Below are 12,198 nucleotides of genomic sequence, written 5' to 3'. Positions count from 1 at the left end.
AAATCCCTCTTGTGTTTTCTCTTTGAGTTATGTATGATGGAATAGTCGTTTTCATAGAAACACAACCATGGTTGTTGACATCTTAGCATCCTTATGCTATTATTTTATAGGTGAAATTAAATAATGATCTGAGGCAAGCAGAAGCACCCGCTTCTCACCTGATTGACGCATGTTGCAGTTGGCAGGTTAAACATCCTTATTGTATTGGGAGACGTGTGGGTGCAGTATGTACCGACACTTTTTTTATGCTTTCATTCAAAACAACTTGTCGATAAGATCTTATATGGTTTTTCCAAACTCTATGGAGGTGGCTCATTATTAGCAAAGATATGAACGTCAATGAGAAAATTCGTGCTCGCGAAGTCAGGCTCATTGATTCAAATGGAGACCAACTTGGGGTTAAATCCCGCCAAGAAGCATTAGACATTGCTCAAACAAGAAATTTGGACCTTGTATTAGTAGCTCCAAATGCAAAACCACCGGTATGCCGGATTATGGATTACGGCAAATACCGTTTTGAGCAGCAAAAGAAAGAAAAAGAAGCACGTAAGAAACAAAAAGTTATCAATGTTAAAGAAGTCCGCTTAAGCCCTGGTATTGAAGAACATGACTTCAATACGAAGTTACGCAATGCCAGAAAGTTCCTTGAAAAAGGCGATAAAGTGAAAGCTTCTATTCGGTTCCGTGGTCGTGCAATCACGCATAAAGAGTTAGGGCAGGAAGTCCTTGAAAAATTGGCAGCGGAATGCAAAGATATTTCCACTGTAGAAACGAAGCCGAAAATGGAAGGCCGCAGCATGTTCCTGATGCTTGCGCCAACCAACGAAAAATAAGTTTTGTAAGAGCACATTGCAGTTCATACGAGGAAGAAAAGAACCAAGTAGATCAAGGAAGCGCGGTACCGAGGAACACAGCGTATGAAAAGATACGTGCGTACCGGAGGGGCAAGCTGACGCAGAGATACGCCGGAGATTTTCTCCCGCAAGTATGAACATGCAAGCAAATAATGGTTCATACGAGGAAGAAAAGAACCAAGTAGATCAAGGAAGCGCGGCACCGAGGAACACAGCGTATGAAAAGATACGTGCGTACCGGAGGGGCAAGCTGACGCAGAGATACGCCGGAGATTTTCTCCCGCAAGTATGAACATTCATTACAAGGAGGAACATAACATGCCAAAAATGAAAACCCACAAAGGTTCTCAAAAACGTTTCCAAAAAACAGGTTCTGGGAAGCTTAAACGCTCTCATGCATACACTAGTCACTTGTTTGCCAACAAGTCTCAAAAGCAAAAACGCAAGTTGCGTAAAAGTGATATCGTTTCTGCTGGAGACTACAAACGTATCAAGCAAATGCTGCCAAACAAATAAACTGAGATCCGAATTTATCGGTTATATATATTAGGAGGGAATTATTATGCCACGTGTAAAAGGTGGAACAGTTACTCGCAGACGTCGTAAGCGCGTATTAAAGCTTGCTAAAGGATATTATGGCTCGAAACACGCCCTATTCAAAACAGCTAAACAACAAGTAATGAAGTCAGGTCAATATGCATACCGTGACCGCAGACAGAAAAAGCGTGAATTCCGTAAGCTTTGGATTGCACGTATCAACGCTGCAGCACGTTTGAACGACCTGTCTTACAGCCGTTTGATGCACGGTCTGAAACAAGCGGGTATCGAAGTAAACCGTAAAATGCTTTCTGATTTGGCTATCAATGATGAAAAAGCATTCGCTCAACTAGCTGACAAAGCCAAAGATGCATTGAAATAATGAAACACTACCATCCTCGTTCAGCGGGGGTGGTTTTTCTTTTATACTCTGCATTATTCGGATTCTATATTGAATGAGCTCTACAAAGTTAGTTTTAAACTCATCTTTTGGCCCGGTATGGCAATTTTGGTGATTCATTTAATTAAGTAAGTCGAATTGTATACACAAGTCTGAAAATACCAATCATCTAGGAAGCAGGCTTTTTAGATGATTAAACGGATTGGAGTAGGAACATGACAAATGGATTTTTACTTTTATACATAATAGGAATAAATATCGCAGAGTGGGTCCTTATGGGAATTGATAAGCAGAGGGCTGTCAAACATCAATGGAGGATACCGGAAAAAACGCTTTGGATAGGGGCTTTGATTGGTGGGGCGGCTGGAGGTTTGGCAGGGATGTACATCTTCAGGCACAAAACACGGCACTTCAGCTTTAAATTGGGAATGCCTCTGCTATTTTTCATTCATCTTTATTTAATCATTCAGTGGAAAGGGTAGACGTTACCGTGCAGTAATCGGCTAAATAGGACAACTCCGGTGGAAGCTTCTTGTCATAACAGCTCGTCTCTTGTCATAGAATGAGCTGAAAGAAAAAAGGGGGCAAAGAAGATGGGGGATGTCAGCAGCTATCTGTTGACCGCAGCCGAGACAGGGGGATTTTTGGCGCCTCTGCTGTTCATAGGTTTTCATTTACTTCGTCCATTGTTTTTCCTTCCTGTTATCTTGATTTGTATCACCGGCGGGATATTATTCGGAGCGATAGCCGGAACCTTTTACTCTGTCATCGGTATTACTTTATCAAGCATGACGTTCTACAAACTGGTGCAGTGGATGCCGGGCATGTCGTCTAAACTGGTGCAAGTAAAGCAAAAATTGATGGGGAAAAGTTCAACGTTCACTACCTCCCAAATCGCAGTTTTACGCCTTGTCCCTTTTATTCATTTTCATTTATTGTCATTATGTATTTTAGAGATTTCTACCAGTTTCAAAGAGTATGCTCGATCTTCTTTTTACTCCAATATCCCTCTGGCCGTCCTTTATACATCGTTCGGGAAATGGATATCGAGTTTATCACCGGTGGTCATGTTCGCACTGATTCTTACATTGCTTCCGGTTCTATATTTGTTCCGGAAGAAACAGATGACGATAAAATGGACGGAATTCTTTGCGGAAAAAACTCCAACAGTCAAACAGTAAGAAAAACACAGGTGACTTATACAAAAAGGCTGCCTTCGTCTTTAGTGAAATGGTTTAAAATCCCTGTTCAGGAAAGGTGCTTTGCATTCTAAGGCCCTGATAAATCAAAAAACCGAACGAATCCAAAGCGGATTCATTCGGTTTTTGTTCTGGCGGCCATTTTTTGTCCCGGTCACTTCGTTTGTCTTATCATTTTTTGACCTGCAGTTTATCAATCGGATGTTTCCATTCAATTGTCGCATAGGGATATCTTATCAAAACTTCTTCTTCCATGAAGTACAAATCTTTTCTTTCCAGTCCTTTTAATTCTCCTGGGTAGTGCGCATGGATACTGATATTCACGACGTCAAACGAATCCTCAATCGTCCCTAAGTACTTCTCTCCTTCGAAAATGAATCCTTTGTAGGTCATCAAAAAATTTTTTTTGATATTGTCAGGCTCATCAAGAAAGTAGAAATCTTTCTTTTCCCGGGCTACTTCCAGTTTTCTGTTGGGGTTGATCAAATATTTATATATCGTATAAAGCAGCATCACCATTGCGATAAAAATCAGCAAGCGAAATAGTAGGACAATCATACACACCGTCTCCTGTTTTAGAGTCTTCTCTCCTTTACGAATAGAACCAGGGCAAGGTTTCAACAATTTGCGATCAAGCATGTTATAATCGAGAAAAAGTTCAAAAAGGAGAAACATAAAGATGCATTGGGAGCAATTATTTGAAACACAACGATTATTGGATGAGCATATTCAAACGAATAACCAAGTGAAAGCAGAGGAATTGTTCGAAAGAAAAGTGTTAGCCCTATTAGTGGAAACCGGAGAATTAGCGAATGAAACACGCTGTTTCAAGTTTTGGAGCAAAAAGGCGAAAAGCGAATCGAGCGTGATCCTTGAAGAATACGTGGATGGCTTGCATTTCATTCTTTCTTTAGGGCTTGATACCGGCTACCGCTATGATTCTGAGATAGTAAGGTCCACTGGTTTAGATGACACGCAGTTGTTTCTCCTAGTCTATGAACAAATCATAGCATTCAAGCAAGATCCCAGTAAAGAAAACTACACACAGTTATTTACCACGTACCTGCAATTGGGTGCACAGCTTGGTTTTCCGGAAGTAGCTATTCAGGAAGCATATAACAAAAAAAACGAGGTGAATCATGAACGTCAACTGCGAGGATACTAATTCGGTGTAAAGACGAAGGGTATGTTTTGTCTATCCTGGAAAAAACCGCTATAATTCAAGGTGAACCCTAAAAAGGAGGAAATTACATATGGCAGAGTACAATGAAACAGTGACCATGCTGAAGGAATTAACGGATGCAAGAGGGATATCCGGCAACGAAAAAGAAGCAAGAGAAGTGATGGAAAAGTATATAGCTCCTTATGCGGATGAAGTGTTCACCGATAATATCGGAAGCTTGATTGCAAAGAAAACCGGCAAAGAAAACGGACCTAAAGTGATGGTAGCTGGACACTTGGATGAAGTGGGCTTTATGGTCACCCGCATTGATGACAAAGGGTTTGTTTATTTCCAAACAATCGGTGGCTGGTGGAGTCAGGTAATGCTTGCACAGCGTGTGACGCTTATGACGAGAAAGGGAGATGTTACCGGAATCATCGGTTCGAAACCTCCTCACATTTTGCCGGCAGAAGCACGTAAAAAGCCAGTGGAAATAAAGGATATGTTTATCGATATCGGTGCATCCAGCCGGGAAGAAGCCGAAGAGTTCGGTGTCCGCCCGGGAGATTCGGTCGTTCCTTACTTCGAATTCACCCAAATGAACAATGAAAAGCTGCTTCTGGCTAAAGCATGGGATAACCGGATTGGCTGTGCAATCGCCATTGAAGTACTCAAGCGTTTAAAGGGTGAAAATCATCCGAATGTAGTTTACGGAGTCGGTACCGTACAGGAAGAGGTAGGACTCCGTGGTGCCCGCACCGCCACACATACAATCAAACCGGATATCGGATTTGGCGTCGATGTTGGTATTGCCGGCGACACACCTGGTATTTCCGACAAGGAAGCGGATAGTAAAATTGGAGAAGGCCCGCAAATCATTCTTTACGATGCTTCTGCCATCTCTCATAAAGGGTTGCGGGATTTCGTGCTGGACACAGCCGATGACAAGAAAATCCCTTACCAATATGCGACAATGGCTGCAGGTGGAACAGATACAGGTTCTATTCACTTAACGGCAAATGGTGTTCCTGCCTTATCCATCACTGTTGCCACACGCTATATCCACACTCATGCTGCAATTTTGCACCAAGATGATTTTGAAAATGCGGTCAAGTTAATCGTGGAAGTCATCAAAGGGTTGGATGAAGAGAAAGTGAAAGAGATTACATTTGGTTGAAATTTATATCGTAAACGCAAAAGGAGCTGTCCATTCAGAACAGCTCCTTTCTACTTTAAACTCGATAAGAATCCATAATTTTACCTACATAGTTTTGGGTTTCCTGGAAGGGTGGAATTCCATCATATTTATCCACATTACCCGGACCGGCATTGTAAGCAGCCAGTGCCAGCGAAGTGTTTCCACTGTAGCGGTCCAGCATTTGTTTTAAATACTTGGTTCCGCCCATGATGTTTTGCAAAGGATCAAAAGCATTTTGAACGCCGAGTCCACGGGCCGTGGAAGGCATTAGTTGCATCAAGCCCTGTGCACCTGCACCACTTTCCGCATTGGCGTTAAAGTTTGATTCCGCTTGAATGACGGAGCGGATCAATTTAGGGTCGACTCCAAATGTTTCTGCGGCTTGTTCGATATAATTATCAATCGCTCCGGAATGACTGGTTGATTTACTTTCTGTATAATCGATGTCTGGCGTATATACCGGCATAACCGGGGTACTGTTAGCCATAGAAGAAGCTTCAGGCTTGTAGGTACTAGTGGACGTCCGGGCAGTTCCCATTTGTTGCTGAAGTATTTGTTGAAAAGCGGTTTCTAGAAAGGCAGAATCACTAGATGAACCGTTCCCTCCACTTAAAATGGACATTGCTTGCATTTGGATTAGGTTTTGAAGTTGTCTGATTTCCATGCATGTTCCTCCGATAGGTAGTTCGTTACTATCATATTACCTGATTTTGCCTGGACAAGCAACGGCCAAAACGACAAAAACCGAGCGAAATGGATCGAACACGATACATTTCGCTCGGTTTTTGAGTTATAACAAGTAAACCGTTCTAACCCTTCCTTAAAAAAAGCAACATTCCACTCCGGCAAGCTACTACGCTTTCCGTGGAAGTGGAAGCCGTGCCCGTGGAAAGCATAGTAGCTTTCCGTAGTGATACGAAGCACGCATTACACAACAGGATAATAAGAAGTCTAACTAAGGAACACAAATAGTAAAAACGGAACGAAGTTGATTGATAGTTCAAATTCATTCCGTTTTTGTTTTGGTGGCCAAGCTTTTGTCCCGGCCACGTCTTCAAAGGATTCATGGGCTTTCATCCGGATCTGCAAGCCGTGCTTTAAACGGGTACATCCGCTTTTTGTTTACTGTGCTTGCTGGACTCCTTTTTCTAAAGCGGACAACATTTCTTCTTTATCGGACTCGTCCGATTGCTGCCAAATCAGCTCGAACAACACACCTAGACCAGGCAGCATTTTTTCTTCTCCGCTTTCAATCGCATCCAGTATGGTTGCCTCCAATTGTTCAGTATTGTTGTCTGCTACATTGGAAAGGATAGCTTTACGTAAATTCAAATCCATTTTTCCACCTCATATCTTATTTATTTCAGTATGTGATAGATAGTTTGACCATGATACATGGAAATATGTATGATAGATAAGAACTTCACCAAAAGGATGATGAACGTGATAACTTCAGTGCAAAACGGCAGGGTAAAAAACTGGCAAAAATTAAAAAAACGGAAAGAAAGAGTAAAAACAAACCTTTTTATAGTAGAAGGTTATCATATGATTGAAGAGGCTTGGAAAAGTGATTGGCATGTGAAAGAAGTCATTCTGGCTGATGGGGCGGAAATCCCAGACTGGCTGGAAAATCAGGAAACAATCATTGTTTCTGACCATATCTTAAAAACGATTACCGATACTAAAACTCCCCAGGGAATAGCTGCCGTGGTGGAAGCAAAGCAGCCGGAGGATAAGGATTTTGAGAAGCTGCTGCTCGTCGACAATGTCCAGGATCCAGGCAATCTTGGGACCATGATCCGGACGGCAGATGCCGCAGGATTCGATGCAATTTATGTAGGTTCCGGGTCTGCGGATATTTTTAATGACAAAGTCTTGCGATCCACTCAGGGATCCATTTTCCATTTGCCGATTTTTCAAACCGATCTACTGCCGGTAATTGACCGACTGCAAGATGCGGAATTTGCAGTTTGGGGTGCTGCATTGGCAAATGCGCGTCCATATACAGCTTTACCGGTGCCGGAAAAAGCGGCACTGGTAGTCGGAAACGAGGGTGCGGGGATTTCTCCGTCTATATTGGAAAAGATGGACACCCTCGTATACATTCCTATCTTCGGCAAGGCAGAATCGTTGAATGTCAGTGTGGCTGCCGGCATTTTGCTTTATCATCTTGCCACGCTTGAAAAGTAATGGCTGTTAAGGGTTGCAAGAAACGAACGCTTTTTCTATAATAATAAAATAACATTCATTATATTTACAGGCCGAGAAAGAGTCAGTAGATGATTACAAATCGATTTAAGGGAAGAAATGCCGTAGACTGGAAGCATTTCTATCGTGGTAATGATTGAATTTTCACTCTGGAGCCGACACTTGGACCTTGTTTTCCGGCAAGTAACGGTGTCCCGGATTTTTTCCGTTATCAAACTCGAGTGGATGCATATGCATCAACAAGGGTGGTACCGCGATACACAAGTCTCGTCCCTTCTTTATAAGTGGGGACGGGACTTTTTTATGTGATGAGCAGGTGCGGGGTCGAACTGTGGGAACGGGGGCTAGCACTTAGCATTTCATTGCATTGAAAACAAGACGGGCGAGGAATAGTTAATCGGCTAACTTATCATTTCACGACGAAAAGGAGGTTCCTGCACATGAGGGAACGATTACAAGAACTAAAAGAGGAAGCGCTGACCAAAGTAGAACAGGCAGACACCTTGAATGATCTTCAGGAGATAAGGGTGGCTTATCTTGGTAAAAAAGGTCCGATCACGGAAGTTTTACGTGGAATGGGCAAGCTGTCGAAAGAAGAGCGGCCTGTCATCGGTGAATTGGCAAACAAAGTAAGGGAAGCAATTGCAGGTGAACTTGATGCGAAAAAAGAGAGGCTCGAAACAAAAGAGCTGGAGGAAAAACTTGAAAAAGAAACAATCGATGTTACGTTGCCGGGCCGTCCAGTCACTGTAGGCGGACCGCACTTACTCACTTCCATTATCGAGGAAATCGAGGATTTGTTTATCGGAATGGGATTCGAAGTCCGGGAAGGTCCTGAAGTCGAAACGGATTACTACAATTTTGAGGCGCTTAATCTGCCGAAGGGGCATCCAGCCCGCGATATGCAAGATTCTTTTTATATCACGGAAGAACTGCTGTTGCGCACGCACACCTCTCCGGTACAGGCTAGGACGATGGGGAAATATCATGGAAGCAAACCAGTCAAAATGATATGTCCTGGAAAAGTGTATCGCCGGGATACGGACGACGCCACCCACTCCCACCAGTTCACACAGGTAGAAGGTTTGTATGTGGATCGGAATGTTCGAATGAGCGACTTGAAAGGTGTACTGAACCGCTTTGCCAAGCAAATGTTCGGCGAGGGAAGAGAAATTCGTCTGCGTCCGAGTTTCTTCCCCTTTACAGAGCCGTCTGTAGAGATGGACATATCCTGCAAAGTCTGTCATGGAGAAGGATGCTCCGTTTGTAAAGGAACAGGTTGGATCGAAATACTGGGTGGCGGCATGGTTCATCCCAGGGTGTTGGAAATGGCGGGCTATGACCCCAAGGAATATACAGGTTTTGCTTTCGGTATGGGTCCTGAACGAATCGCTATGCTGAAATACGGGGTTGATGATATCCGGCATTTCTATACGAATGATATCCGTTTCTTAAAGCAGTACCATAAAGCGTAAATCAGGAGGAAAAAACATGTTCGTTTCTTTGAATTGGCTGAAAAATTATGTAGATATAGACAATATTTCGCCAGAACAGCTGGCCGAAAAAATAACAAAATCCGGAATAGAAGTGGAAGGCATCGAATATGTTGCCGAAACAAGTTCTGATGTAGTTGTCGGCTATGTACGGTCTTGTGAAAAGCATCCCAACGCTGACAAGCTGAATTTGTGTCAAGTGGATACAGGAGAAGAAGAACTGCAAATTATATGCGGAGCGCCCAACATTGCTCAAGGTCAAAAGGTTGCTGTTGCGAAACCGGGCGCCGTATTGCCCGGAAATGTAAAGATTAAGAAAGCGAAGCTGCGCGGTGTTGAATCCCATGGTATGATTTGCTCGCTGCAAGAATTAGGCATTGAGGAGAAATTTGTACCGAAGGAGTTTGCAGAAGGCATCTTCGTATTTCCGGAAGATGCGGAAGTAGGCTCCGATGCACTGAAGTTGCTGAACTTGGACGATGCCATTTTAGAATTGGGACTTACACCGAACCGTGCAGATGCTTTAAGTATGCTCGGGGTCGCTTACGAAACATCGGCCATTTTGGATACACCAGTCAAACTGCCGGATGAATCGATCGATTTTGCATCTCAAAAGGCGGTGGATTATGTTTCCGTCAAAGTGGAGGAACCGGAGCTCAATCCCTATTATGGAGCGTTTGTGATCGAGAATGTAAGAGTCAAAAACTCTCCTTTATGGATGAGAAATTACTTGATTGCGGCCGGCATCAGACCAATCAACAATGTGGTCGATATCACCAATTATGTCTTGTTGGAATACGGGCAGCCGTTACATGCTTTCGACTATGACCGTTTCGGATCGAAGGAAATTGTCGTGCGCAGAGCTCGCGACAAAGAGACCATTACGACGTTAGATGATCAAGAAAGAGAACTTTCATCCAATCACTTAGTCATCACCAATGGCCAGGAGCCAACAGCTATTGCAGGAGTGATGGGCGGAGCGGATTCCGAGGTTTCGGAACAAACGACAACAGTTTTACTGGAAGCTGCTTATTTTTCTCCTGCCGCAGTCAGACAAAGCTCGAAAGATCATGGGCTAAGGAGCGAATCCAGTACCCGGTTTGAAAAAGGCGTCGATCCTGACAGGGTGAGAAGGGCCGGATTGAGAGCGTGCCGGCTGTTGAGCAAATATGCGGAAGGTACTGTACTGGATGGTCCGGTAGAATTTGAGGAATTGGACAGGTCTGAAGCCACGGTAGAAGTAAGTACCGAAAAAGTCAATGAACGACTTGGAACTGACATCTCTACCCAGGAAATTTCTGATATATTACGGAAGCTTCACTTCGATTTCAAAGCAAATGATGGCATATTTGTTGTTTCGATTCCGACCAGGCGCGGGGATATCACATTGTTTGAGGACATGGTAGAAGAAATTGCACGTATATACGGCTATGATAATTTACCGTTCACCCTTCCTGGTGGGGCAGGGCAAGCAGGTGGTCTGACATCACGCCAATTGTTGAAACGTGAAATCAAGCGTTATATGGAAGGTGCTGGCTTAATGGAAGCAATCACCTATTCCCTGACAAGTAAGGAGCGGGCTGAAACACTCGTAAGCCCGGAAGTCCGGGAGCATGCAATGGAATCCATCCGCTTATCGATGCCGATGAGTGAAGAGCACAGCAATTTGCGGTTAAGCATTCTTCCGGAACTACTTGCGTCTTTTTCTTATAATGCAGCCAGAAAACAGGCCGACCTCGCTTATTACGAAGTAGGGACTGTTTTCGTGTCACCGACCCCGGGAAACCTGTCTGAACAGCCCGGCGAATTACTAAGAGTTTCCGGTGCCATTACAGGAGATTGGCTCCTCCATCCTTGGCAGCAGGAAAAGAAACAAGTTGACTTTTTCCTGGTGAAAGGTGTTGTCGAAGGCTTACTGGAGAAACTGGGAATAGCAGCTGCCTTTAAACAGGCTAAAATTGAAGGAATGCATCCTGGAAGGACGGCGCAGGTGTTTATCGAGGAGCGATCGATTGGTTTCATCGGCCAGCTTCATCCGTCTTTACAGCAATCCTATGATTTAAAGGATACCTATGTATTTGATCTGGATATGGATGCATTGTTGGAGCAGACAAAGAATGAACCGGATTTTTCAAAGATTCCGCGTTACCCTTCCGTTTCAAGGGATATCGCTTTGGTGGTCGATCAGGCAGTCGCGGCCGGAGATATTAAAAACACGATTGTAGAACAAGGAGGCACATTGTTGAAAGAAGTTCAAGTTTTCGATGTTTATCAAGGTGAACACTTGCAGCCTGGTAAAAAGTCGATAGCCTTCAGCTTGTTCTATCAGGATCCGGACAGAACATTGAAAGATGAGGAAGTAGAAGCATCCTACCAGACAATTCTGTCCGCAGTAGAGGAAAAACACCAGGCAGAGTTACGGGGTTAGAAAGAGGGAGCTGTGACAAAATCATAATGCCAAGTTTAAAACCGAACGATTCCAATTCGTTCGGTTTTTTCATTGTTGTATTGGAGAATATACATTTCATCGTCTGTAGATAATGATTGGCTGAAAAGCTCCAGCGCCTACCCCCTCGAGGTCTTAAGCCCACCCTCTGTGTGTCGGAAAGTGCAACGGCGAGGCTGTCTTAAGCTTGTCGGAGGCCCACGCGATGTGGCGATGTGGGTCATGCAGGCGTTGCCACAGGACGTGGCGGCCTAGCCTGTACTCCTTTATACAGGCTCTTGCGCTTTGTCCCTGGCTATGCTTTTATCATAGCCAGTTGTCATATAGTAAGCGTTGGGTAGTGGATAGGAATGTATCCTGGAGAACAATAATTATTGTAATTTTATGTTAAATTAGATATAGAGATTTATAAAGGAAGAAAAGGATGACGTATCTTCTTATCAATACAGGAGGTTCATGATTTAATAAAAGCTCCCCAAAAGGATTCCGTTTCAGTTACCATTGATAATGGTGCATTTCAATTGCAAGAACAGGAGGACTTCACCTCCCTAAACCAGTCAGGTTCTGTTTTTTGTATGTTTGACCAACAGATTCAGGAAAGTGTTTTGTAATATATGCCTGCGTAAAACCTATTGAATATACAGGGAATCCAGTGTTGCGGTGGAACAGCTGCTGCAAAAAGCTGTCCCAGTTTATCAAAC

The 12,198-nt window shown here is 43.7% G+C and carries 13 protein-coding genes and 2 other annotated features; of the genes, 10 read left to right on the top strand and 3 right to left on the bottom strand.

Annotated elements, in window-relative coordinates; genetic code table 11:
• Window positions 1-129: 129 nt before the first annotated feature.
• Window positions 130-250, top strand: a sequence feature (ribosomal protein L20 leader region).
• Window positions 251-329: 79 nt separating this feature from the next.
• From infC to F6X55_RS16205, 5 genes are all read left to right on the top strand, one after another.
• On the top strand, window positions 330-833 hold the full coding sequence (infC, locus tag F6X55_RS16225) for a translation initiation factor IF-3 (RefSeq protein WP_026569743.1): 504 nt from the start codon (window positions 330-332) through the stop codon (window positions 831-833).
• A 339-nt stretch (window positions 834-1,172) separates the two neighbouring features.
• A complete protein-coding gene (gene rpmI / locus F6X55_RS16220; RefSeq protein ID WP_026771086.1) occupies window positions 1,173-1,370 on the top strand; it encodes a 50S ribosomal protein L35 in 198 nt (65 codons plus the stop codon).
• A 46-nt stretch (window positions 1,371-1,416) separates the two neighbouring features.
• A complete protein-coding gene (rplT, locus tag F6X55_RS16215; RefSeq protein WP_026569744.1) occupies window positions 1,417-1,773 on the top strand; it encodes a 50S ribosomal protein L20 in 357 nt (118 codons plus the stop codon).
• 233 nt (window positions 1,774-2,006) lie between these two features.
• Window positions 2,007-2,273, top strand: a complete 267-nt coding sequence (locus F6X55_RS16210; protein ID WP_026569745.1) for a DUF1294 domain-containing protein — start codon at window positions 2,007-2,009, stop codon at window positions 2,271-2,273.
• 111 nt (window positions 2,274-2,384) lie between these two features.
• On the top strand, window positions 2,385-2,972 hold the full coding sequence (locus F6X55_RS16205; RefSeq protein WP_153464735.1) for a TVP38/TMEM64 family protein: 588 nt from the start codon (window positions 2,385-2,387) through the stop codon (window positions 2,970-2,972).
• Window positions 2,973-3,161: 189 nt separating this feature from the next.
• Here F6X55_RS16205 and F6X55_RS16200 read toward each other — a convergent pair whose 3' ends face one another.
• Entirely contained in the window at window positions 3,162-3,548 is a 387-nt protein-coding gene (locus F6X55_RS16200) for a sigma-w pathway protein (RefSeq protein ID WP_026569747.1), read from the bottom strand.
• A 121-nt stretch (window positions 3,549-3,669) separates the two neighbouring features.
• Here F6X55_RS16200 and F6X55_RS16195 point away from each other — a divergent pair, with 121 nt between their 5' ends.
• Complete coding sequence (locus tag F6X55_RS16195) at window positions 3,670-4,155, top strand: dUTP diphosphatase (RefSeq protein WP_026569748.1); 486 nt, start codon at window positions 3,670-3,672, stop codon at window positions 4,153-4,155.
• An 88-nt stretch (window positions 4,156-4,243) separates the two neighbouring features.
• Complete coding sequence (locus F6X55_RS16190) at window positions 4,244-5,329, top strand: M42 family metallopeptidase (protein WP_026569749.1); 1,086 nt, start codon at window positions 4,244-4,246, stop codon at window positions 5,327-5,329.
• Window positions 5,330-5,384: 55 nt separating this feature from the next.
• Here the strand turns inward: F6X55_RS16190 and F6X55_RS16185 are convergent, their stop codons facing one another.
• Both F6X55_RS16185 and sspI read right to left on the bottom strand, forming a co-directional pair.
• On the bottom strand, window positions 5,385-6,014 hold the full coding sequence (locus tag F6X55_RS16185) for a lytic transglycosylase domain-containing protein (RefSeq protein WP_026569750.1): 630 nt from the start codon (window positions 6,012-6,014) through the stop codon (window positions 5,385-5,387).
• A 458-nt stretch (window positions 6,015-6,472) separates the two neighbouring features.
• A complete protein-coding gene (sspI, locus tag F6X55_RS16180) occupies window positions 6,473-6,688 on the bottom strand; it encodes a small acid-soluble spore protein SspI (RefSeq protein ID WP_026569751.1) in 216 nt (71 codons plus the stop codon).
• A 99-nt stretch (window positions 6,689-6,787) separates the two neighbouring features.
• Here sspI and F6X55_RS16175 point away from each other — a divergent pair, with 99 nt between their 5' ends.
• The 3 genes from F6X55_RS16175 (at window position 6,788) to pheT (ending at window position 11,479) form a co-directional block, all read left to right on the top strand.
• Window positions 6,788-7,540, top strand: a complete 753-nt coding sequence (locus tag F6X55_RS16175) for a TrmH family RNA methyltransferase (RefSeq protein WP_337189843.1) — start codon at window positions 6,788-6,790, stop codon at window positions 7,538-7,540.
• Between the two features lie 64 nt (window positions 7,541-7,604).
• Window positions 7,605-7,836 (top strand) — a binding site (T-box leader).
• 162 nt (window positions 7,837-7,998) lie between these two features.
• Window positions 7,999-9,033, top strand: coding sequence for a phenylalanine--tRNA ligase subunit alpha (gene pheS, locus F6X55_RS16170; RefSeq protein ID WP_153464731.1), 1,035 nt, complete (start codon window positions 7,999-8,001; stop codon window positions 9,031-9,033).
• A gap of 16 nt (window positions 9,034-9,049) precedes the next feature.
• Window positions 9,050-11,479 (top strand): phenylalanine--tRNA ligase subunit beta, encoded by a 2,430-nt coding sequence (gene pheT / locus F6X55_RS16165; RefSeq protein ID WP_026569753.1) that lies wholly within the window; start codon window positions 9,050-9,052, stop codon window positions 11,477-11,479.
• The last annotated feature ends 719 nt before the right edge of the window (window positions 11,480-12,198 follow it).

This window comes from Sediminibacillus terrae (genome assembly GCF_009602435.1).
Taxonomy (GTDB): Bacteria; Bacillota; Bacilli; order Bacillales; family Amphibacillaceae; genus Sediminibacillus; species Sediminibacillus terrae.
This window is presented reverse-complemented; position numbering and strand designations above follow the sequence as displayed.

What these genes read in the sequence shown, in the direction of transcription:
- F6X55_RS16205 (WP_153464735.1), top strand. Translation starts at nt 2,385, where the DNA reads ATGGGGGATGTCAGCAGCTATCTGTTGACCGCAGCCGAGACAGGGGGA.
- F6X55_RS16210 (WP_026569745.1), top strand. Translation starts at nt 2,007, where the DNA reads ATGACAAATGGATTTTTACTTTTATACATAATAGGAATAAATATCGCA.
- pheT (WP_026569753.1), top strand. Translation starts at nt 9,050, where the DNA reads ATGTTCGTTTCTTTGAATTGGCTGAAAAATTATGTAGATATAGACAAT.
- F6X55_RS16185 (WP_026569750.1), bottom strand. Translation starts at nt 6,014, where the DNA reads ATGGAAATCAGACAACTTCAAAACCTAATCCAAATGCAAGCAATGTCC.
- F6X55_RS16190 (WP_026569749.1), top strand. Translation starts at nt 4,244, where the DNA reads ATGGCAGAGTACAATGAAACAGTGACCATGCTGAAGGAATTAACGGAT.
- F6X55_RS16175 (WP_337189843.1), top strand. Translation starts at nt 6,788, where the DNA reads ATGAACGTGATAACTTCAGTGCAAAACGGCAGGGTAAAAAACTGGCAA.
- F6X55_RS16195 (WP_026569748.1), top strand. Translation starts at nt 3,670, where the DNA reads ATGCATTGGGAGCAATTATTTGAAACACAACGATTATTGGATGAGCAT.
- sspI (WP_026569751.1), bottom strand. Translation starts at nt 6,688, where the DNA reads ATGGATTTGAATTTACGTAAAGCTATCCTTTCCAATGTAGCAGACAAC.
- rpmI (WP_026771086.1), top strand. Translation starts at nt 1,173, where the DNA reads ATGCCAAAAATGAAAACCCACAAAGGTTCTCAAAAACGTTTCCAAAAA.
- pheS (WP_153464731.1), top strand. Translation starts at nt 7,999, where the DNA reads ATGAGGGAACGATTACAAGAACTAAAAGAGGAAGCGCTGACCAAAGTA.
- F6X55_RS16200 (WP_026569747.1), bottom strand. Translation starts at nt 3,548, where the DNA reads ATGATTGTCCTACTATTTCGCTTGCTGATTTTTATCGCAATGGTGATG.
- infC (WP_026569743.1), top strand. Translation starts at nt 330, where the DNA reads ATGAACGTCAATGAGAAAATTCGTGCTCGCGAAGTCAGGCTCATTGAT.
- rplT (WP_026569744.1), top strand. Translation starts at nt 1,417, where the DNA reads ATGCCACGTGTAAAAGGTGGAACAGTTACTCGCAGACGTCGTAAGCGC.